Below are 21,552 nucleotides of genomic sequence, written 5' to 3'. Positions count from 1 at the left end.
CCTACGGCGCGCCGCATCCGCCCACCCGCGGATGACACCGTGCCGAATTCAGGAGGGGCGGGTGCAGAATTCAGGAGTCGCGGCTCGCGACGCCGGATCGGTGCGGACGTTCCGCGTTCCGATCAGGCGTCGGCGGGCCGAGGCTCCTGAATTCCGCACGGGGGTTTCCTGAATTCGGCACGAGGGGGTGCGTGAGGTGAGTGAGACGGATGTCGCTGCGCGACGCCGCACGGTGCCCACCGACGATGAGCGCCGCATCGCCCTGCGGCGCATGAAGCGGCTCGCGACGAGCCTGCTGCTCGTGGCCGCCGCGGTGTTCGCGGTCGCGTTCCCACTGCAGGAGACCGTACCGTGGATGGGCTTCGTGCGTGCCGCCGCCGAGGGCGCCATGGTCGGCGCGATCGCCGACTGGTTCGCGGTGACCGCGCTGTTCCGCCATCCGCTCGGGCTGCCGATCCCGCACACCGCGATCATCCCGCGCCGCAAGGACGAGATCGGCGCCGCGCTCGGCGCCTTCGTCGAGGACGAGTTCCTCTCGGACGCGGTCGTGGCGGGCAAGCTGCGCTCGATGGGCGTCGCACGACGGCTCGGCGAGTGGCTGCGCGAGCCCGCCAACGCGGAGCGCGTCACGGCGGAGGCCTCCGTCGCCGGTCGCGGCGTGCTCGCGCTGCTCTCCGACGACGACGTCGCGAACGTCATCGAGCAGCTCGCGCGGAAGCACCTCCTCGAGCCCGAGTGGGGCCCGGCGATCGGGCGCGTCGGCGCCCGGCTCATCGCCGCCGACCAGCAGCGGGCCGCGGTCGACGCGGTGCTCGAGAAGGCGGAGGCCTGGCTCGCCGCGCATCCCGAGACGTTCGGCTCCATGGTCTCGAGCCGGCTGCCGAAGTGGGTGCCCGGCTTCGTCGGCGGGCTCGTCGACGACAAGGCCTACCGGGAGGTGCTCGCGTTCGCGCAGTCCGTGCGCGCCGAGCCGAGCCATCCGCTTCGCCTCGCGATCGACGGGTGGCTCGCCGACCTCGCCGACGACCTGCAGCACGACCCCGCCATGATCGCCCGCGTCGAGCGCCTCAAGGCCGACCTGGTCGACAGCCCGCGGCTGCGCGAGTTCGCCGGCGAGGTGTGGGGCTCGGTCAAGGTCTCGCTCGCCACGTCGCTCGAGGACCCGGCGAGCGAGCTGCGCGCCGGGTTGCGATCGGCGCTCACGGAGGTGGGCGCGCGGCTCGCGACCGACCCCGAGCTCGCCGGCAAGGTCGACGTGTGGGTCACGGATGCCGCGTCCTACGTCGTCGGCAAGTACCGCCACGAGATCGCGGGCGTCATCACCGAGACGGTCGAGCGGTGGGACCCGACCGAGACCACGGAGAAGATCGAGCTGCAGGTGGGTCGCGACCTGCAGTACATCCGCATCAACGGCACGGTCGTGGGCGCGCTCGCCGGCCTCGCCATCCACGCGATCGCGACGGCCGTGCAGTCCCTCACATGACCGACCAGACGCAGAATTCAGGAGCGCACCCGCCGAGGCGCGCGCAGAATTCAGGAGCCCACCCGCCGAGGCGCGCGCAGAATTCAGGAGCGGACCCGGGTTGCTTCCGCCAGGATCGCTCGAATCGCCGCCCTGACCGCAGCAGCCCCGCCGTGCGGTCCTGAATTGCGCACCCCTTCGCAGGATGCGCGTCCTGAATTCCGCACCCCTTCGCAGACTGCGCCTCCTGAATTGTGGAAGCCGACGAGGCGGAGGGGCAGACTGGGGGCATGCACGAGCGAGCGGGCACCCCGGCGACCGAATCCGACCTGATCGACGTGGAGGCCCTGCTCAGGGCGTACTACGACCTGCATCCCGATGTCTCGATCCCCGAGCAACGCGTCGTGTTCGGCACCTCGGGCCACCGCGGATCGAGCCTGAACACCGCCTTCAACGAGGACCACATCCTGGCGATCACGCAGGCCGTCGTCGATTACCGGAACAGCCAGGGCATCACCGGTCCGCTGTTCATCGGCGCCGACACGCACGCCCTCAGCGGTCCGGCCCAGACGACGGCCCTCGACGTGCTCGTCGCCAACGGCGTGCGCGTGCTCGCAGACCAGTACGACGACTACGTGCCGACGCCGGCGCTGAGCCACGCCATCCTGAAGTGGAACAACGACCCGGCCCGCCGCGCCGAGGGCGAGGCCGACGGCATCGTCATCACGCCGAGCCACAACCCGCCGCAGGACGGCGGCATCAAGTACAACCCGCCGCACGGCGGGCCGGCCGACTCCGACGCGACGAGCTGGATCGCCAAGCGCGCCAACGAGCTCATCGAGGGCGAGCTGCACGAGGTCAACCAGGCCGAGCCGAGCGCGGTCGAGACCTACGACTTCCGCGGCAACTACGTCGAGGACCTGCAGCAGATCATCGACTTCGACGCGATCAAGCGCAGCGGCATCCGGATCGGCGCCGACCCGCTCGGCGGGGCGTCGGTCGGCTATTGGGGCGCCATCCGCGACCGCTACGGCATCGACCTCGAGGTCGTGAACGAGAAGGTCGACACCCGCTGGGCGTTCATGACGCTCGACTGGGACGGCAAGATCCGCATGGACCCGTCGAGCCAGAACGCGATGGCGTCGGTGCTCGCCAACCGCGACCGGTTCGACATCCTCACCGGCAACGACGCCGACGCCGACCGGCACGGCATCGTCACACCCGACGACGGCCTGATGAACCCCAACCACTACCTCGCGGTCGCGATCGAGTACCTCTACACGCACCGGCCCGACTGGCCGGCCGATGCCGCGATCGGCAAGACGCTCGTGTCGAGCTCGATGATCGACCGCGTCGCCGACTCGCTCGGCCGCCGTCTCGTCGAGGTGCCGGTCGGGTTCAAGTGGTTCGTGCCCGGCCTCATCGACGGCTCGGTGGCGTTCGGCGGCGAGGAGAGCGCGGGCGCATCGTTCCTGCGCAAGGACGGCACGGTGTGGACCACCGACAAGGACGGCATCCTGCTGTGCCTCCTCGCGTCCGAGATCCGCGCGGTCACGGGCAAGAGCCCGTCGCAGCTATACGCCGAACTCGTCGAGCGCTTCGGCGACCCGGCCTACGAGCGGACGGATGCCGCGGCATCCGCTGCGCAGAAGGCCGCGCTCGGCAAGCTCGACGGCGACGCGATCTCGGCCACCGAGCTCGCGGGCGAGCCGATCGTCGCGAAGCTCTCGAACGCACCGGGCAACGGCGCGGCCGTCGGAGGCGTGAAGGTCGCGACCGAGCACGCCTGGTTCGCGGCCCGACCGAGCGGCACCGAGGACGTGTACAAGATCTACGCCGAGTCGTTCAAGGGCCCGAAGCACCTGGCCGAGGTGCAGGCCGAGGCGAAGCGGATCGTCGACGCGGCGCTCGCGTCGGCCTGACCCGGGGAGACGCAGGGCCGACGGGGCCGACGGGGCCGTTGTCAAGCCGCATCCAGGGTGCGGCGTCGATGCCTAGAGTGGCGTGGTGACCAACCTCGTCGTCATCCCGTGGCGCCCCGCGCCCTCGCGCATCGCCGCGTTCGAGCGGCTCGTCGACTGGTACGGGCGCGAACTGCCCGAGTTCCGCATCGAGACGATCGACAGCGACGACGACGTGTTCGTGCTCGCGCGCACGCGCAACCTCGCGATCGCCGGGCTCGCCGACCCCGACGACGTCATCGTGGTCAACGACGCCGACACCCTGCCCGAGCCGGGCGCGCTCCGCGAGGCGGTCGCTGCGGCACCGGGCAGCGGGCGCGTGCAGCTGCCGTACACGTCGTACCACTGGCTCGGCCCCGAGGGCTCGGCCGAACTCGCCGAGGGGGCCGCACCCGCGGACTGCTCGTTCGTGCTCGTGCACGGCGCCTGCTCGGGCGTGTACGTCACGACGCGGCGAACGTGGGAGGCCCACGGCGGCCAGGACGAGCGGTTCCGCGGCTGGGGCTTCGAGGACTCGGCCTGGTACCTCGCGCACGAGACGCTGCTCGGCGCGCCGCCGCAACGGCACGAGGGCACGGTCTACGCGCTGCACCACGTCGCGGAGGTCCGCGCCGGCGAGCAGTACGACCGCAACGCCGGGCTCATGGAGCGCTACCGAGCCGCCGCAGGCGACGTCGCCGCGATGACGGCGCTCGTCGCGGAGGGTCAGTCGGTCAGGGCATCGAACGCGAGCTCGGGCCCGGGCCTCGCGGCCTGATCCCCGGCGACGGCGTCGAGTCGCGCCCGGACCTCGGCGGGCAGGTCGAGCACCTGCCGGACCGCCGCGCCGATCTCGTCGGCGTTCGCGGCGTTCGGGTCGAGGGCCGTGCCGAACCCGCTCGCCTCGATCGCGGCCGCACCGGCGAACTGGTCGGTCGAGAACGGCAGCACCACCAGCGGCACGCCCGACCCGATCGCCTCGGTCACGGAGTTGTTGCCGCCGTGCGTGACGGCGGCCGACGCCGCCGCCAGCAGGCGCACCTGCGGGAGGTAGCCGCGCACGAGCCAGTCGGCCGGGATCTCGCCGAGTTCGCGGGGATCGGTCGAGCCCGACGCGATCGCGGCGCGTACGCCGAGCGCGCGCAGGGCGTCGGCCACGCGGCGCAGCACGTCGCCGCGGACCGACAGGAAGCTGCCGAAGCTCACGTACACGAACGGGCCGGCGGTCGCGATCCAGTGCGCGACCTCGGCGTCGACCGCCTCCTGGCGCCGCGCCGAGCCGAGGAACCGGTGCGGAGGCAGGAGCGCACGGCGCGCGTCGTCGGCGAGCTCGGCCGGCGAGTTGTAGAGCACGAGCGGACCGTGCGCCGCGAAGGCGTCGTCGATCGGATGGTGCGCCGGATCCAGTTCGCCGGCGGCCCGGTTCCACTCCTCGGCGAACCGTTCCGAGACGAGCTCGCACTCGCGCCTCAGGCCGGCGAGCTCGGCGGGTTCGGGCGTGATCGCGGTCGGCCACGCCGGCGGGAACCCGTACACCTCGTCGCCGACGGGCAGCGCGCTCGGGTGTCCGAGCACCACGTCGCCATGCGGGATGCCCGCGGTCGCGAGTCCGAGTCGCGCGCTGAACGCGAGGTGGTCGACGAGCACCTGGTCGGGCCGGACCTCGGCCACGACCCGCTGCGTCGCCCGCGCCGACTCGACGGGCTGCCACATCAGGTCGGTGAGCCGTTCGGCCGCCTGGTAGCGCAGCGTCGCGACGGCGCCCGCGCGCGTCGCCGCGAAGAACCCGCGCAGCGAGGCGCCCTCGTCGACGGGTTGCTCCTCCGCCGAGATCACGCCCGGGTTCGATCCGCGTCCGAGACGCAGGTCGTGCCGCTCGAACCCGAAGGCGTCGACGATCCCGGCCGTCGCGGGCCCGCTCGCCACCACGACGCGCTCGCCTCGGTCGCGCCACGCCGTTGCGAGCGTGGCGAGCGGCAGCAGGTGCGAGGCGTAGTCGGGACTGACGACCAGGAGGGTCATCGGGCGCGGTCCACGAGCTCGAGCAGCGCGGCCTCGTCACGTGCGACCCGGCCGTAGACCTCGCCGAGGGCCGACGACATCCGCTGGATGGTGAACTGGTCGCGCACCATCGCCCGCGACCGCTCCGCACGGCGGGCGTCGCGTTCCGCGCCGGCCGCGGTCACGGCCGCATCGAGGGCCGCACCGAGCCGGCCGGCATCCCAGGTCGCCGTGAGGATCCCCGTCACGCCGTCCTCGACGTAGGTCGCGGGCCCGCCGCCGTCGGGCGCGACCACGAACAGGCCGGTCGCCATCGCCTCGAGCAGCGCGATGCCGAACTCCTCCTTGATGCTCGCGCAGGCGTACACGCCGCCCGGCGCGGTCAGGCCGGGCAGGCCGAGCCGCGCGGCCGCGAGCCACCGCGCCGCGACGTCGTTCGGCCGGTGGCCGGGCAGCATCAGGCCGGCGCGCGCCCACTCGCGGGAGGGGACCACGGCCTCGATGCGGGCGAGTTGCTCGCGCTCGTCGGGCGACGGCGACACGAGGTCGCCGCCGATCACGAGCAGGTTCGCGCGCTGGGCGAGCGGCCCGTTCGCCCAGGCCTCGACGAGGGTCGCCATGCCCTTGACGCGGTGCAGGCGGCCGACGCTCACCACGAGCGGCAGGCCGCGGCGCTCGGCCGCGAGCCCGTCGACCAGCGTGCGGAGCTCGGCGAGCGCCGGGCCGGGCTCGCCGCCGTCCGCGTGCGTTGCCGCCTCGGCGAGCGCCCGGTCGATCGTCACGAGGTCGACGCCCTCGGGCACGATGGTGTGCCGCTCGGCGTGCGCGCCGAGATCGATCCCGACCAGCCGCCGCATGTCCTCGTGGAGCCTCGGCCGGGGGAACAGCACGGTGTGCGCCGCGTTCGCCGCGAGCCGCTGCACGAGCCGGCTGCGGAACCAGAAGTGCTCGGCGAGGTCGACCCGGCCGAAGTCCTCGCGCGTCAGCCGGCCGGAGCGGTCGAGCGACTCGATCACCGCGTGCGGGTCGGGCGCGACGGTGAACACGACCGGCACGCCCAGCTCGCGCGCGACGTCGGCCGCGGCGAGGCTGCCGACGTCGGCCATGCGCAGGTGCAGCAGGTCGACGCCGCCTGCGGCGCGGATGATCCGTCGGATGCCGCGACGTGTGGCGACCCGCATCGGCCACGCCTCGGCCGAGGGCACGGGGTCGCGCAGCAGTGGGATGCGGCCGTACTCGTGGCCGACGCGGCCGTCGGCCTCGAGCGCGAGCAGGTCGGCCGTCGCCTCCTGCACGGAGCCGCGGGAGAGCGTGATGACCCGGTGGACGCCGGTTGCGGAATCCGAGGCGAGTGCGTCGCCGAGCCGCACGAGCAGTGTCGCGATGCCCCCGTTGTCGCCCGCACCCGCCGAGCTCAGCGCCGGATCGATGTCGGCGTGCAGGAACAGCTGGGCCACCGTGAGTGCGTCCGCGTCGCGACGACGTGCCGGTTGCCCTGACGCTGCGAGGTCGACGAGCGCCAGCCGCGCGACATCCGACACGAACGCGTCGCCCGAGGCCAGCCGTTCGAGCAGCTCGGGCAGGTCGTCGTGCCCGGGCCGCTGGCCCAGCGCGGAGACCGCGGCCGCGCGAACGAGGTCGGCCTCGGACCGGTCGGCGGCCAGCCGCATGAGCGGACCTATGGCGAGCGGGTCGCGCACCAGCCCGAGCGTCTCGACGAGTCGCGCGCGCGCCTCGGGTTCGGCGATGCCGAGCAGCGCGCCCTCCACCCCGACGACGACCGCCTCGGCGGTCGCGCCGGACCAGTGCTCGAGCGTGCGCTGCGCGAGCATCCCGGCGAATCCGCCGTCGACGACCATCCCGAGCAGGCGCCCCATCGCCTCGAACCGCGGCAGTCCCGCTCCGAGCGCCCACGCGGCGTGCTCCCGCAGGAAGGCGCGCTCGTCGGAGAGCAGCCGGGCGAGCACCCGGCCCGCCTCGTTGTCGATCACCCCGGCGAGCGCGTGCGCGGCGGCGATCGCCGCGAGCTGGTCCTCGCCCTGCAGCGCCTGCTCGAGCACGCGGATGGTGCGCACGCCGGGATCGCGACCGGCCTCGAACGCGAGGTCGTCAGCGAGGCGCATCGCGTCGACGATGGTCGGCGCCTGCATCACGGCGTCGAGCGCGGTCTGAACCCCCACGGCAGCACCCCCTCGGTCGTGGCACGCGCCGGCGCCCGGGAGTGCCGGACGTCGACGGCGCATGCGCTCTGGATGATACTTCGGCATGATGGACGTTCCTGTCACCCGGTTGACAGTTCGCTGGGAGAAGGGACCCCTGAGCATGCACGTCGTGGTGATCGGTGACGTCGGCGTCGCCGACGGGATGATGCACATCGGCGACGAGGCGATGTTCGAGGCCATGGTCGAGTCGCTGCGGAGGCGCGGCGCGACGGCGATCACGGGCGTCTCGAGCGCGCCGGAGGAGACCGCCGCGCGGTACGGCATCGGGGCCGTCGGCCGGATCCGGTTCACCGGGTCACGCGCCGAGATGGAGTCGCGGCTGGCCGACGTGCTCGCCGCGGCCGCGGGCGCGCCGACGCTGCCGCGGGGGGATTCCGCGTGGCCCGTGATCGATGCGGTCGAGCGCGCCGACGCGGTCGTGGTCGCGGGCGGCGGCAACCTCGCGTCGAACTGGCCGCTGCACGTCTACGAGCGGGCGGCGCTCGGTGCGATCGCGGAGCGGTTCGGCCGTCCGCTGGTCGTCTCGGGGCAGACGTTCGGTCCGCGCCTCGACGGTCGGGATCGCGAGCTGGTCGGCGGGCTGCTGCGCTCCGCGCGGCTGGTGGGCGTGCGCGAGCACGCGTCGGCGCGACTGGCGTCCGAGCTCGGGGTGGAGCCCGGGCGGCTCGCGGCGAACCGCGACGATGCGAGCTTCCTCGGCCTCGGCGACGGCGACGCCGCTCCGGACGAGGCGGATGTCGCGGAGCCGCGCATCCTCGTGAGCCTCTCGGTGCACCTCGGCGGGATCCCGCGCGACGAGGCGGTCCGCGGCGCGGCCGCGGCGTTCGACGCGCTCGCCGACCACGCCGGGCTCCCGCTGGCCTTCCACCCGCACTTCGGTTCGCTCGACCCCGCAGTCGCGGCGGGCGACGAGGTCCTGCACGCGGCGATCCGCAGCGAGCTGCGCACCCCGTCGGTCGCGTTGCAGCCCGGCGACCCCCGACCGGCCGCACGGCTGGCTCGCGGCGCGGCCATGCTCGTGACGAGCCGCTACCACCCCGCGGTCTTCGCGGCGCCGGCCGGCGTGCCGATCGCGGCCCTGTCCGCCGACGAGTACACGGCCGTGAAGCTGCGCGGTGCGACGGGCTGGTGGGATCAGGACGCCGTGATCGACCTCGCCGAGGCGGTCTCGCCGGCCGGCGGCGACGCGCTCCGGCGCGCCTGGGACGCGCGGGCGGCCGCGCGGGCCGCCGCGGAGCGGGCCCGACCGGACGCGGAGGCGGCCTCGACGGCGTGGTTCGACCGGGTCGCCGAGGCGCTCGCCGGCTGAGCCGGGGCGATCGGGCTCGTCAGCTCAGCGAGAAGTACGAGACCGTGCCGCCGCCCGTCGCGAGCGCTTGGTCCACGTCCCAGTAGTCGGCGTCCTTGGTGTGGCCGCCGACCCAGACCTTGGTGCCCTGGTCGGTGTGCTCCACGCGCGTGACGATCGCGGTGTGGTCGCGGTCGCCCGAGCCGTCCCAGTCGAACTGGGCGATGTCGCCGGCCTTGACCTGGTCGCGCTGGGCGTCGGAGAGCGCCGTGGCGCGGGCCGGCTGGGTGAGCAGGTAGTCGCGCAGCGCGGTCGAGCTCGACCACGAGGGCGACATCTGCCGGGTGCCGGCGTCGTAGTACCACGCGCCGTCCATCGTCCAGCCGCGCGCGATCAGCGACTGGCTGGCGAAGTTGGCGCAGTCGACGCCCCTCAGCACCGGGTACTGCGCGGCGTTGTACGACGACCAGTACGCGAGCACGTAGGCCACCTGCGCGTCGATCCCGGGGTCGGCGGTGTAGGTGATCGTGAGCGGGTCGGCCGCGGCGGTCGCCGCGTCGACGTCCGTCGCGGTCGCATCGGTCGAGGTCGCGGGGGCGGACGGCGCGGCCGGCGTCTCGATGTCGACGGGCGTGCCCGCGACATCCGTGAGCTCGACCGCGACCTCGCCGCGGACTGCGTCGTCGACGGCCGGCACCGCGAACGTGATGGTGTCGGGCGTGACCGCGACGATCTGCGCAGGGGCGCCGGCGACGCTGACCTGGGCGACCTCGTCGAGGTTGCGTCCCTCGACCGTGACCTCGGTGCCGCCCGTGAACGGGGCCTCCTGCGTCGAGAGACCTCCCGTCACGACGGGTCGCGAGGCCTCGACCTCGGAGACGATCGCGTCGGCGGCGGCCTCGCCTCCCGCAGCGGCGGAGATGGCGGACTCGCGGGCGTCCTCGGCAGCGGTCGCCGCGGCGGCGTCGCGGTCGGCGCCGGCCACGACCACGCCGCTGACGAGCGCGCCGCCGACCACGGTCGCGGCCAGGCCGAGCGCGAGCGCGCGGCGCAGGCCGCTCGACGGTCGACGGTTGCCGATCCGGTCGGCGCGGTGGCGCGGGTGACGCTCGTCGGACGGCGGCGCCTCGTCGGACGGCGACGCCTCGGCGGTGCGTTCCGGCGTCGGCAGGGCCGTCGAGCGGCGGCGCGCCGGCGTGGCGGGTGCGAGGTCGGGCAGGTCGAGGTCGGCGAGCACCGCCGCGACGGATGCGGCGCGTCGGGCCGTGACGGCCTCGACCTCGGCCTCGGCCGGCTCGGGCGCGCTCGACGGCGTCAGGTCGAACGCGCGCGCCTCGTCGGGGTCGGGGGCGCGGAAGGTCGAACGGCGGGAATCGGGCAGGGGGAAGTTCTTGGAGTTCTCGGGCACGAGGGAATGGGGGTTTCCGTGTCGGCATTCAGGGGGACACGACAGCCCATCACGCCCGCTTGTGAGGATCCCTCGCGGGGCCTGTGAGGAACGTGAATGCCGACCGCGACTCGGTTTCAGGCGTTGGCGGCGGACTCCCGCTCGGCGCGACGGTTCGCGCGCGCCACGCCGACGCCCGCGAGCACGAGCGGCACGAGCACGAGGATCGCGACGACGTTGACGCCCGCGAACCCCGCGATCCCCAGCACCACCCCTGAGAGCGCGGCGGATGTCGCGGCCGCGACGTTCATCGCGGCATCCGTCGCACCCTGCAACGGCACGCGCATCGCGGCGGGCACCGTCGTGGTCAGCAGCGTCGACCCGCCGATGAGCCCGGCCGACCATCCGAGTCCGAGCAGGCCGAGCGCAAGCGGGAGGATCGCCATCGAGTCGCCGGCGACGATGCCGAGCACGGTCGCCACGAGCAGGATGGCGCCGCCCATCGCGATCACCCGCGTGGGCCCGATCCGATCGGCGAGCCACCCCATCAGCGGACTCGCGCCGAACATGCCGAGGATGTGGATGCTGATCACGACACCCACGAGCGGGATCGGCAGCCCGTGGTGGGTCATGTGCACGGGCGTCATGACCATCACCGTGATCATCACCGTGTGGGAGCAGACGATGGCGAGGATCGCGAGGCGCCCACGGCGCTCGACGAACGTCGAGCGCAGCGCCGCCCACGCGCCCACCCGCTCGTCGGACCCGGTCTCGCCCGCGTCGGACTCGAGATGGCCGGCGCGCGGGAGGCGCATCGCCGTCGCGGCGATGAGCGTCGCGATCGCGAAGACGGCCCCGGAGATCACGAAGGGACCGACCAGCGGCGGGAGCCCCATCGCCCGGCCGAGGTCGTCCCCCGTCGACGAGAGCAGCGGCCCGGCGACCGAGCCGATCGTGGTCGCCCAGAGCACGAGCGACATCGCGCGGGCCTCGAATCCCGGCGCCGCGACCTCGGTCGCCGCGAAGCGCGCCTGGAGCCCCGCCGCGGCGCCCGCGCCGAACGCGGCCAGGCCGAGGAACACCACCGGCACCAGCCCGGTCGCCGCGGCCGTGACGATCAGCACCGCACCCGCGACCGCGAACGCGTACCCCGTGGCGAGCGCGACGTGACGCCCGGCCCGCACCGCGAGCCGCGCGAGCGGCACCGCGGAGACCGCCGCACCGAGCACGCTCCCGGACTGCGCCAGCCCGGCCAGCGCCTCGGACCCCGTCAGGTCGGCCACGAGGACGGCCGCGAGCGCCATGCCCGTCGCCACGCCCACGCCCGCGAGCAGCTGGTTGAGGATCAGCAGGCCGAGCTGCAGGCCGTTGCCTCCGCGCGGGTGGGGCGGACGCGCCATCCGCTCAGGGGTCATCGCACCGTCGCCCACCTCGGCAGCCTACGCCCGCGGCGCCGGGCCCGCAGCTACTGGTACGCCGGGGCGGCCGGGAGTCCGAAGAACTCCTCGAGCGTCGTCACGCCCGTCGCGCGCATCTCCTCGGCGAGGTCGGCGCCGACGTACCGGAAGTGCCACGGTTCGAACTGGTAGCCGGTGACCGCCTGCTTGTCGGCCGGGTAGCGGAGGATGAACCCGAAGCGGTGCGCGTTGTCGCGCAGCCACTGCCCCTCGGGCAGGTCGGCGAAGCACACCTCGATCGAGCACGTGCCCGACTCCGCGCCGATGTCGATCGAGAGGCCGGTCTGGTGCTCGCTGTAGCCCGGACGTGCCGTGAGCTCGTCGTCGCCGACGTAGATGTTCTGCTGCGCGGCATACGAGCGGTAGGCGCTGTTGGAGGCGAGCGACAGCCCGGCCTCGGCCCTCGCCGCGGCGAACATCGCCACGACGGCGTCGGAGGCCTCCTGGCGCAGGAGCGGGTCCCACGTGTGCGCGACCGGAACCGTGACGAGGTCGCCCGGCTCGAAGTCCATCGGCTGCAGCGGGCGCAGCTTGTCGACGACGACCCAGATGCTCATGGGGTCGTCGATCGAACGCGCGGCCCGGTCGAAGGCGTCGACCGGCGTCGCCGTCGGGGTCGCCGCAGGCGAGGGGCGCTCGACGGTCGGCGACGGCGTCGGCGTCGGGGTCGACGAGGTCGAGGCGGATGCCGCGGGGTTCCCGTCGTCGCCGCCCGCGACGATCAGCGCCGCGGCCGTGATCGACCCGCCGAGGACGACGGCGAGCGCGATCGCGCCGGCGATGAGGCGATTCCTGCGGACGCGTGCGGAGGCCGGGGTGCGGGGCGGCATCAGTCGGCGAGGCGCCAGTAGTACACCGACGCTCCGGGGTGTTCCGTGGTGATGGCGACGTCGACGTCGCGGTAGTCGCTGTCGAGCGTGTGCCCGGCGAAGTACACCTTCACGCCCTGGCTCGACCGCTCGATGCGGGTGACGACGCCCGTGTGGTCGCGGTCGCCCGAGTTGTCCCAGTCGAACTGCACGAGGTCGCCGAGCTGCACCTGGTCGCGCTGGTCGTCCTCGAGGGCGGTCGCGAGGTCGGGACGGCTCGCGAGCCAGTTGCGCATCGCGGTCGAGCTGCGCCACGACGCCGAGGAGGAGTACGGGTCGCCGCCGTGGTACCACTGGGCCGACTGCTCCCAGCCGCGCACCACCAGCGATTGGCTGGCGAAGTTCACGCAGTCGTTGCGCTCGAGCACGCCCCACTCCTCGTCGTTGTAGTCCGACCAGTATTGGAGCACATAGTCGACCTGTGCGACGACTCGGGGGTTGCTGGCCACGTCGACCTGCACATCCTCGCTCGCGTCGGTCACGGGGTCGTCGGACTCGGCGGGTTCCTCCGGCTCGGGAGTCGCCGGGGCGGTCTCGGCCCCGCGCTGCTGATCGGGCGTCACGGTGCCGATCGACGCCTGCGGCGGCAGCGGCGGGATGCCGGCGCACCCGGTCGCGCCGACTGCGATGGCAGCGGCGAGTCCGGCGAGGAGCAGAGGTCGGGGCACGCGGAAACGGTAGCCGCCGCGCCTCCGAGTACGCCGGGAGCGGACCCTCCGTTTCATCCGCATCAGCCGCACAGAACCTGCGCGGCAGCGGAGCGCCACCCGGTCACGACCCGGTCTCTGAGAAGATTCGTGAGAGCGCTCTCTTGACATCTGGGCAGGGATGTCTCTACCATCGGGAACCGCATCGTGAGAGCGCTCTCACACCCGAACAGCGCGCGCTCACGAGCGCCCTGCAAACCCATCCACGCACACAAGGGAGTGACCGTGAATCTCTCACGACGCACCAAGGCGTTCGCGGCCGTCGCCGGCGCCGCATCCTTCGCCCTCATCGCCACCGGCTGCGCCGCGGGCGACCAGACCGCCGACGCCGACGGCCAGGTCGAGCTGACCATCGCCACGTTCAACGACTTCGGCTACACGGACGAGCTCCTCCAGGAGTACATGGACGAGAACCCGAACGTCACGATCGTCCACAACCGCGCCGCCGAGTCCGGGGACGCACGCGCCAACTACTTCCAGAAGCTCGGCAAGGGCGGCCTGGCCGACATCGAGGCCGTCGAGATCGACTGGTTCGCCGAGGCCATGCAGTACTCCGACCTGCTCGCCGAGGCGCCCGACAGCGTCAAGGGCCGCTGGCTCGACTGGAAGGAGGCCGCGGCGACCGACGCCGACGGCCGCCTCGTGGGCTTCGGCACCGACATCGGCCCGCAGGGCATCTGCTACCGCTCCGACCTGTTCGCGGCCGCCGGGCTGCCGACCGACCGCGCCGAGGTCGCCGCGCTCTTCGACGGCGACTGGGAGCACTTCCTCGACGTCGCCGACCAGTACCGCGCCGCCACCGGCAAGCCGATGATCGACTCGGCCAACTCGGTGCTCCAGGGCATCGTGAACCAGATCGAGTACACGTACACGGAGGAGGACGGCACCGTCATCGCCACCGAGAACCCCGAGATCGAGGAGGCGTACAACCTCGTCGTCGAGCGCGCCATCCCCAACTCGGCGTACTCCGGCCAGTGGTCCGACGACTGGTTCGCCTCGATGGCCAACGGCGAGTTCGCCACCATGCTGTGCCCGGGCTGGATGCTCGGCGTCATCTCGGGCAACGCCGCCGAGGTCACCGGCTGGGACATCGCCGACGTCTTCCCGAACGGCGGCGGCAACTGGGGCGGCTCGTACCTCACGGTGCCGGCCGACGGCGAGAACGTGGAAGCCGCACTCGAGCTCGCGGACTGGCTGACCAGCCCCGAGACGCAGATGAAGGCCTTCGCGAACGCGGGCACCTTCCCCAGCCAGCTCGAGGCCCTCGAGGGCGACGAGCTCGCGAGCGCGACCAACGAGTACTTCAACGCCGCGCCGACCGGTGAGATCCTCTCGAACCGTGCCGCCGCCGTGTCGGTCGCCCCGTACAAGGACGCCGACTACTTCAAGTACCACGACGCGCTCCAGAACGCGGTGAACCGCGTCTTCGACGGCGCCGAGGACCAGCAGACCTCGTGGAACACGTGGGTCTCCGAGGTCGAGGCCTTCTAGTCCGGACGGGTGTGCGGGCCGGGCGACCGGCCCGCACACCCCATCCCGCCGCAGCCACCCCGCCCACTGAGACGGAGCCATCGTGACCACGACGCAAACGCGCCCCCCGGCGCCGACGCCGGCGCCCAAGTCCGCGCCCGCCGAGCCCGCGGACCGCCCCGTACGGGTGCTCTCGTTCCGCCAGCACCTGAGCCGATGGGACCTGAAGGTCTCGCCGTACCTCTACATCTCCCCGTTCTTCATCATGTTCGCGGTCGTGGGGCTCTTCCCCATCGCGTACACCGCCGTCATCTCGTTCATGGACTGGGACCTGGTCCGCAATTCCGGCGAGTTCGTCGGCTTCGAGCAGTACGTCTGGATCCTGCAGAACCCGCAGTTCTGGACGGCGCTGCGCAACACCTTCAGCATCTTCCTGCTCTCGAGCGTGCCGCAGCTGATCGCCGCGGTGTTCATCGCCGCGATGCTCGACCGCAACATCCGGGCGAAGACCTTCTGGCGCATGAGCGTGCTCGTGCCCTTCGTCATGGCCCCGGTCGCCGTCGCGCTCATCTTCAGCAACATGTTCGGCGACAACCACGGCCTCGTGAACAACGTGCTCACCGACCTCGGCCTGATCGCCATCCCCTGGCACAAGGACCCGTTCTGGAGCCACGTCGCCATCGCCACGATGGTCAACTTCCGCTGGACCGGCTACAACACGCTCATCCTGCTGGCCGCCATGCAGGCGATCCCGCGCGACTACTACGAGGCGGCCACCGTCGACGGCGCCGGCGCATTCCGGCAGTTCACGAGCATCACGCTGCCCTCGCTCAAGGCGACCCTCATCTTCGTCATCATCACCTCGACCATCGGCGGACTGCAGATCTTCGACGAGCCGCGCATGTTCGACAACACCGGCGAGGGCGGCCCCGCCCAGCAATGGCTCACGATCACGCTGTTCCTCTACAACATCGGCTGGGGCGAGTGGAACTTCGGTCGCGCCGCCGCACTGGCCTGGATCCTGTTCCTGATCATCCTCGTCATCGGCCTCATCAACCTGGTCGTGACCCGATCGCTCGTCCGCGGCGAGGGCACCCGCAACCCGAACGCCCGTGCGAAGAAGAAGGGAGTGCGCGCATGAGCTCCACGGACTCCCCCGTCGCGCCCGCCATCGACGAGTCCCCGGCCACCGAGGCCCGACTCCCCCGGACGACCGAGCGCCGCCGCGCCCGCACCACGCGGATCAAGGGCCGGCGCGCCGGCTTCTGGGTCTACGCGGGCCTGGTGGTCGTGCTGATCGCCTCGGTGTTCCCGTTCTACTGGTCGTTCCTCATCGGGTCGGGCGACTCGACGACCATCAACGACCAGGACTTCTCGTGGTGGCCCGGCGGCAACTTCCTCGCCAACGCGACCACCGTCGTGAACGACCCGGCCGTGAACTTCTGGCCCGCGCTGTGGAACTCGATCGTCAGCTCGGGGCTGATCGCGGCATCCGTCGTCATCACCTCGACACTCGCCGGCTGGGCGTTCGCCAAGCTGCGGTTCCCGGGCTCGAAGGCGCTGCTCGTGTTCGTGGTCGCCACGATGGCCGTGCCCATGCAGCTCGGCGTCGTGCCGCTGTACATCCTCTTCTCCGACCTCGGCTGGACGGGGCAGATCGGGGCGATCATCATCCCGGCCGTCACCAGCGCGTTCGGCGTGTTCTGGATGACGCAGTACCTGCAGCAGTCGGTGCCCGACGAGCTCATCGAGGCCGCGCGCGTCGACGGCGCGTCGATGATCCGCACCTTCTGGACCGTCGGCGTGGTCGCCGCCCGGCCGGCCGCCGCGATGCTCGGCCTCTTCACCTTCGTCACGGCCTGGAACAACTTCTTCTGGCCGTTCATCGTGCTCGACCGCAGCGACCCCACGCTGCCCGTCGCGCTCTCGCTCCTGCAGTCCAACCACTTCGTGGACTACTCGATCGTGCTCGCGGGCGTGCTGCTGTCGACCATTCCCCTCCTCCTGCTGTTCGTCGTCGCCGGCAAGCAGCTCGTCTCAGGAATCATGCAAGGAGCCGTCAAGGGATGACCATCGTCCAGCCCGCCACCACCACTGCCACCGCGACCGGCCGTCGCTTCCCCGAGGGCTTCCTCCTCGGCGCGGCCGCCGCCGCCTACCAGATCGAGGGCGCCGCCCACGAGGACGGCCGCACCGACTCGATCTGGGACGCCTTCAGCCGGGTGCCCGGTGCGGTCATCAACGCCGACAACGGCGATGTCGCCTGCGACCACTACCACCGCTACCGCGACGACGTCGCGCTCATGCGCGAGCTCGGCCTCGACACGTACCGCTTCTCGACGTCGTGGTCGCGCGTGCGGCCCGACGGCGGACCGGTGAACCCGAAGGGCATCGACTTCTACTCGCGCCTGGTCGACGAGCTGCTCGAGGCCGGCATCCTGCCGTGGCTCACGCTCTACCACTGGGACCTGCCGCAGGCGCTCGAGGAGCAGGGCGGGTGGACGAACCGCGACACCGCGTTCCGGTTCCGCGACTACGCCCTCTCGGTGCACGATGCGCTCGGCGACCGCGTGAAGGTCTGGACGACGCTCAACGAACCGTGGTGCTCGTCGTTCCTCAGCTACACGGCCGGCGCCCACGCGCCGGGGCGGCAGGACGTCGCCGCCGGGCTGGCTGCGGCGCACCACCTCATGCTCGGCCACGGGCTCGCCGTGCAGGCGCTCCGGGAGCGCGACGCGTCGCTCGAGCTCGGCATCACGCTGAACCTCACGAACGCGAAGCCCGTCGATCCGACCCGACCGGGCGACGTCGACGCGGCCCGCCGCATCGACGGGCAGTTCAACCGGGTCTTCCTCGACCCGATCTTCCGTGGCCACTACGCGGGCGACCTGCTGGCGGATGTCGCGCACCTCGGCCTGCGCGACGTGATCCTGCCCGGCGACCTCGAGATCATCTCGACCCGCATCGACGCGCTCGGAGTGAACTACTACCACGGCGAGTCCGTCAGCGACCGGCCGCCCGCCGCGCCCCACGGCGGGGAAGCGCCCACCGACCGCCCGGTCCGCTCGCCGTTCCCTGCCGCCGACGGCGTGCACTTCCACTCGCAGGGCCTGCCGCAGACCGCCATGGGCTGGGAGGTCGAGCCCGACGGGCTGCGCGAGCTGCTCGGCCGCGTGCACCGCGAGTACGCCGGCCCGGCGGGCGTCCGGCTGTTCGTCACCGAGAACGGCGCCGCCTACGACGACGAGGTGACGGCCGACGGCGCCGTCCACGATGCCGAGCGCGCGGAGTTCCTGCTCTCGCACCTCGGCGCGATCCTCGACGCCATCGACGAGGGAACGCCCGTGCACGGCTACTTCTACTGGTCGATCCTCGACAACTTCGAGTGGGCCTGGGGCTACGACAAGCGGTTCGGGCTCGTGCGCGTCGACTACGACACGCAGGAGCGCACCGTGAAGGACAGCGGGCTGGCGTACCAGCGCGTCACGCGCGACCGCGCCCTGCCCGCGGCATCCGCTCGCTGACCCCGCCCACCGACCCGCCACGCGCCCCGGACCGCCGCCCCGTGCCTCTCGGAAATAGACTGACGAGCATGCAGGGGGTGAGCGGGACCGGGGCGCGGCCGTCGGCGCCGACCCTCGAGATGGTCGCACGCGAGGCCAACGTGTCGCGTGCGACCGTGAGCCGCGTCGTGAACGGCTCGCCGAAGGTCTCCCCCGAGGTCGTCCGGTCGGTCAACGCGGCGATCGCGAAGCTCAACTACGTGCCCAACCGCGCGGCGCGCTCGCTCGCGAGCCGCACCTCGGGCGCCATCGCGCTCGTCGTGCCGGAAGACACCACCATGTTCTTCGGCGACCCGTACTTCGCGGCGATCGTGCAGGGCATCACGCGCCGGCTCGACACGAGCGAGTACCTGCTGAACCTGCTGCTCTCGACGAGCGACCCCAACCGCAAGACCGTGCGGTACCTGCGCTCGGGCGTCGTCGACGGCGCGCTCGTCGTGTCGCACCACGAGGGCGACCACTCGCTCGCCGACGCGGCCCGCGAGATGCCCATGGTCTTCGGCGGGCGGCCGCCGAACATCGCCGACGACGACGTCTACGTCGACGTCGACAACGTCGAGGGCGGCATGACCGCGACCGAGCGCCTGCTCGCGATCGGGCGGCGGCGCGTCGGCACGATCACGGGCCCGCTCGACATGCCCGCCGCGGTCGACCGGCTCGACGGCTACCGGCGCGCGATGGCGACGGCGGGGCTGCCCGACGACGCCGTCGAGACCGCCGACTTCTCGGTGGCCGGCGCGGTCGCGGCGACCCGGCGACTGCTCGACCGGGTGCCCGACCTCGACGGCCTGTTCGTGGCGAGCGACCTCATGGCCACCGGCGCGCTCTCGGTGCTGCGCGAACGCGGGCGAACCGTGCCCGGCGACATCGCCCTCGTCGGGTACGACGACAGTCCCGCCGCGACCTCGTCGGCGATCCCGCTCACGACCGTGCACCAGCCGTCCGAGGAGATGGGCTACATGATGGCCGACCTGCTCCTGCGCATCCTCGCCGGCGAGGACGTGCCGCACCGCAACATCATGCCGACGCGGCTCGTGCGCCGCGCGTCGGCGTAGCCGCCTGTGCGGGTCGAGGAGCGCCGCGCGAAGCGCGACGCGTCTCGAGACCTGCCCCGCGCCGGGGTCTCGAGACGCCGCTTCGCGGCTCCTCGACCCGCACACGCGTCATACGTCAGGGCTCGAAGCGCACGCCCGCGGCATCCGCGAACCGGCGACGCATGACGTCGATCGCGTCGGCGTGCTCGTCGACGAGCACGAAGCGCCGGCCGAGCGATCGCGCGACGGCCCCGGTCGTGCCCGAGCCCGCGAACGCGTCGAGCACCCAGTCGCCCGGGCGGCTCGACGCCTGCACGATGCGGCGCAGCACGCCCTCGGGCTTCTGCGTCGGGTAGCCCGTCTTCTCGCGGCCCGTCGGCGAGACGATCGTGTGCCACCACACGTCGGTCGGCAGCTTGCCGCGCTCGGCCTTCTCAGGCGTCACGAGTCCGGGCGCCATGTACGGCTCGCGGTCGACCGCCGCCGAGTCGAAGTAGTACGCCTGCGGATCCTTCACGTACACGAGGATCGTGTCGTGCTTGGTCGGCCAGCGCCGCTTCGACTTTCCGCCGTAGTCGTACGCCCAGATCAGCTCGTTGAGGAAGCACTCGCGTCCGAACAGCGCGTCGAGCAGCACCTTCGCGTAGTGCGCCTCGCGGTAATCGAGGTGCAGGTAGAGCGTGCCGTCGTCGGCGAGCAGCCGCCACGCCTCGGCGAGGCGCGGCTCGAGGAAGCCCCAGTAGTCGTCGAAGCGGTCGTCGTAGCGCATCAGGTCGCCGCGGATGCGCTCGTACCGCTTGCCGGCGAATCCGGTGATGGTTCCGGATGGCGCGGGCGCCGCGTCATCCGCCCCGCCCTGCCGCACGTGCGTGGTCGACTGCCGCGCCTGGCTGCGCCCCGTGTTGAACGGCGGATCGAGGTAGACGAGCGTGAAGCGGCCGTCGGGGAGCGTCGGCAGCACGTCGAGGTTGTCGGCGTGGATGACGCGGTCGGGTTCGTCGGCGGCCACCGCTCAAGTCTGCCAGCGGATGTCGCGGCGCCCGCGCACCACGACCGGGCTTGCAGCTCAACCGGTCGAAGGTCCCTCGCGGCGCGCCATCCGTCGCCGTAGCCTGTCGCGCGGGGCAGCACGACGAGGAACGAGGACGGGGCCATGCGCGCACTGGTGGTGTACGAGACGATCTGGGGCAACACCGGCGAACTCGCGAATGCGATCGCCGAGGGGCTGCGCGCGGGCGCGGGCGTCGACGCGGTCGAGGTCGTCGAGGCGGTCGACGCGCCCGCCGCGATCGACCCCGACATCGACCTGCTCGTGGTCGGCGGGCCGACGCACGCGTTCTCGATGTCGACCGGTTCGACGCGCGACTCGGCGCGTCAGCAGGGTGCGACGAGGATCCCCGCGAGGGGCATCCGCGAGTGGCTCGAGCAACTCGCGCCGCCGGCCTCTGCGGTCGCGGTCGCGACGTTCGACACGCGGACCGTGCACCCGCGCCTGCCCGGATCGGCCGCGAAGAAAGCGCTCAAGCAGCTCGTCGCGAAGGGGTTCCGACCCGTCGACAAGCCCAACACGTTCGGGGTGCACGGGTACTCGGGACCGACCGCCGACGGGGAGGTCGAGCGCGCGCGGGAGTGGGGGACGACGCTCATCGACGCATAGCGGTCGGCGCCGGGCGGTCACGCCGGCGGCGCGGGGCGGTCGGCGCAGCGCTCATCGCTGGCCGTCGGCGGTCAGCGCCCGACGTCGAGGCGGATGCGACCGCGGAACCGGTCGGGGTCGTCGTCGTCGGCGTCGGCCGCCGCGAACGCGATGCCCTTGTCGCCGTCGCCGGGCAGCGGGGCGGGTGCGGGCAGCCGCGACTGGCGCTCGAGTTCGACCTGCGCCTCGTACTTGCGCGGGGCGAAGACCTCGTCGCCGATCATCATGACGGCGGCGCCCGACGGCTTGCCGCGCTTCGTCTTGTCGGACAGGTCGATCCAGCCGAGGCGTGTCGCGACGACGCCCAGCACGATCACCGCGCCTCCGATGAGGAGGATCATCCACCAGTCCACCCGGCGATTCTAGACGGAGTGACGTCGGCTCACGTTCAGGAGTTCCTCAGGGCGCGTGCTCACACCGCCCGCGTCGCCGCCCGTGCGTGGTTCGTGCGTGGTC

General features: G+C 72.6%; 18 protein-coding genes. 10 read left to right on the top strand and 8 right to left on the bottom strand.

Annotated elements, in window-relative coordinates:
- Window positions 1–196: 196 nt before the first annotated feature.
- From AC3RKB_RS07135 to AC3RKB_RS07125, 3 genes are all read left to right on the top strand, one after another.
- A complete protein-coding gene (locus AC3RKB_RS07135) occupies window positions 197–1,483 on the top strand; it encodes a DUF445 domain-containing protein (protein ID WP_491435399.1) in 1,287 nt (428 codons plus the stop codon).
- Window positions 1,484–1,752: 269 nt separating this feature from the next.
- A complete protein-coding gene (gene pgm / locus AC3RKB_RS07130; RefSeq protein WP_491435398.1) occupies window positions 1,753–3,384 on the top strand; it encodes a phosphoglucomutase (alpha-D-glucose-1,6-bisphosphate-dependent) in 1,632 nt (543 codons plus the stop codon).
- 85 nt (window positions 3,385–3,469) lie between these two features.
- Window positions 3,470–4,180, top strand: a complete 711-nt coding sequence (locus AC3RKB_RS07125; RefSeq protein ID WP_491435397.1) for a glycosyltransferase family 2 protein — start codon at window positions 3,470–3,472, stop codon at window positions 4,178–4,180.
- On the opposite strand, the gene AC3RKB_RS07120 is transcribed toward AC3RKB_RS07125, so the two are convergent.
- Together AC3RKB_RS07120 and AC3RKB_RS07115 are read right to left on the bottom strand one after the other, a co-directional pair.
- Entirely contained in the window at window positions 4,129–5,424 is a 1,296-nt protein-coding gene (locus AC3RKB_RS07120; protein WP_491435396.1) for a nucleotide disphospho-sugar-binding domain-containing protein, read from the bottom strand. The two genes, AC3RKB_RS07125 and AC3RKB_RS07120, sit on opposite strands and share 52 nt — an antisense overlap.
- The gene (locus AC3RKB_RS07115; RefSeq protein ID WP_491435395.1) at window positions 5,421–7,583 is read right to left on the bottom strand and encodes a glycosyltransferase; all 2,163 of its coding nucleotides are present in this window, start codon (window positions 7,581–7,583) and stop codon (window positions 5,421–5,423) included. The genes AC3RKB_RS07120 and AC3RKB_RS07115 overlap by 4 nt, the downstream gene beginning before the upstream one ends.
- Before the next feature lie 151 nt (window positions 7,584–7,734).
- Between AC3RKB_RS07115 and AC3RKB_RS07110 the strand changes: the two genes are divergently transcribed.
- Window positions 7,735–8,934 carry a polysaccharide pyruvyl transferase family protein gene (locus AC3RKB_RS07110; protein ID WP_491435393.1) on the top strand — a complete coding sequence of 400 codons (1,200 nt, stop codon included), beginning with the start codon at window positions 7,735–7,737 and terminating at the stop codon, window positions 8,932–8,934.
- Window positions 8,935–8,953: 19 nt separating this feature from the next.
- On the opposite strand, the gene AC3RKB_RS07105 is transcribed toward AC3RKB_RS07110, so the two are convergent.
- The 4 genes from AC3RKB_RS07105 to AC3RKB_RS07090 form a co-directional block, all read right to left on the bottom strand.
- Entirely contained in the window at window positions 8,954–10,321 is a 1,368-nt protein-coding gene (locus AC3RKB_RS07105; RefSeq protein ID WP_491435392.1) for an amidase domain-containing protein, read from the bottom strand.
- 116 nt (window positions 10,322–10,437) lie between these two features.
- Complete coding sequence (locus tag AC3RKB_RS07100) at window positions 10,438–11,730, bottom strand: MFS transporter (RefSeq protein WP_491435391.1); 1,293 nt, start codon at window positions 11,728–11,730, stop codon at window positions 10,438–10,440.
- 35 nt (window positions 11,731–11,765) lie between these two features.
- Entirely contained in the window at window positions 11,766–12,587 is an 822-nt protein-coding gene (locus AC3RKB_RS07095) for a M15 family metallopeptidase (RefSeq protein WP_491435389.1), read from the bottom strand.
- Window positions 12,587–13,294: an amidase domain-containing protein gene (locus AC3RKB_RS07090; protein ID WP_491435388.1), complete on the bottom strand. Its 708-nt coding sequence runs from the start codon at window positions 13,292–13,294 to the stop codon at window positions 12,587–12,589. Before AC3RKB_RS07090 ends, AC3RKB_RS07095 begins: the two co-directional genes overlap by 1 nt.
- Before the next feature lie 258 nt (window positions 13,295–13,552).
- On the opposite strand from AC3RKB_RS07090, the gene AC3RKB_RS07085 reads away from it, so the two are divergent.
- The 5 genes from AC3RKB_RS07085 to AC3RKB_RS07065 all read left to right on the top strand — a co-directional run bounded on the left by AC3RKB_RS07085 (window position 13,553) and on the right by AC3RKB_RS07065 (window position 19,421).
- Window positions 13,553–14,824, top strand: coding sequence for an ABC transporter substrate-binding protein (locus AC3RKB_RS07085; protein ID WP_491435386.1), 1,272 nt, complete (start codon window positions 13,553–13,555; stop codon window positions 14,822–14,824).
- A gap of 82 nt (window positions 14,825–14,906) precedes the next feature.
- The gene (locus AC3RKB_RS07080; RefSeq protein ID WP_491435385.1) at window positions 14,907–15,944 is read left to right on the top strand and encodes a carbohydrate ABC transporter permease; all 1,038 of its coding nucleotides are present in this window, start codon (window positions 14,907–14,909) and stop codon (window positions 15,942–15,944) included.
- Window positions 15,941–16,873: a carbohydrate ABC transporter permease gene (locus tag AC3RKB_RS07075; protein ID WP_491435383.1), complete on the top strand. Its 933-nt coding sequence runs from the start codon at window positions 15,941–15,943 to the stop codon at window positions 16,871–16,873. Before AC3RKB_RS07080 ends, AC3RKB_RS07075 begins: the two co-directional genes overlap by 4 nt.
- Window positions 16,870–18,327 (top strand): GH1 family beta-glucosidase, encoded by a 1,458-nt coding sequence (locus AC3RKB_RS07070; protein WP_491435382.1) that lies wholly within the window; start codon window positions 16,870–16,872, stop codon window positions 18,325–18,327. Before AC3RKB_RS07075 ends, AC3RKB_RS07070 begins: the two co-directional genes overlap by 4 nt.
- 68 nt (window positions 18,328–18,395) lie before the next feature.
- On the top strand, window positions 18,396–19,421 hold the full coding sequence (locus tag AC3RKB_RS07065) for a LacI family DNA-binding transcriptional regulator (protein ID WP_491435380.1): 1,026 nt from the start codon (window positions 18,396–18,398) through the stop codon (window positions 19,419–19,421).
- 115 nt (window positions 19,422–19,536) lie between these two features.
- On the opposite strand, the gene AC3RKB_RS07060 is transcribed toward AC3RKB_RS07065, so the two are convergent.
- Window positions 19,537–20,409 carry a DNA-methyltransferase gene (locus AC3RKB_RS07060; protein ID WP_491435379.1) on the bottom strand — a complete coding sequence of 291 codons (873 nt, stop codon included), beginning with the start codon at window positions 20,407–20,409 and terminating at the stop codon, window positions 19,537–19,539.
- A 144-nt stretch (window positions 20,410–20,553) separates the two neighbouring features.
- Between AC3RKB_RS07060 and AC3RKB_RS07055 the strand changes: the two genes are divergently transcribed.
- The gene (locus tag AC3RKB_RS07055; protein WP_491435378.1) at window positions 20,554–21,057 is read left to right on the top strand and encodes a flavodoxin family protein; all 504 of its coding nucleotides are present in this window, start codon (window positions 20,554–20,556) and stop codon (window positions 21,055–21,057) included.
- Between the two features lie 71 nt (window positions 21,058–21,128).
- Here AC3RKB_RS07055 and AC3RKB_RS07050 read toward each other — a convergent pair whose 3' ends face one another.
- Window positions 21,129–21,449, bottom strand: a complete 321-nt coding sequence (locus AC3RKB_RS07050) for a hypothetical protein (RefSeq protein WP_491435377.1) — start codon at window positions 21,447–21,449, stop codon at window positions 21,129–21,131.
- Window positions 21,450–21,552: the final 103 nt, after the last annotated feature.

Source organism: Agromyces capsici (assembly GCF_058349965.1).
The sequence above is the reverse complement of the archived record's forward strand: the minus strand, read 5'-3'. Positions and strand labels throughout refer to the sequence as shown.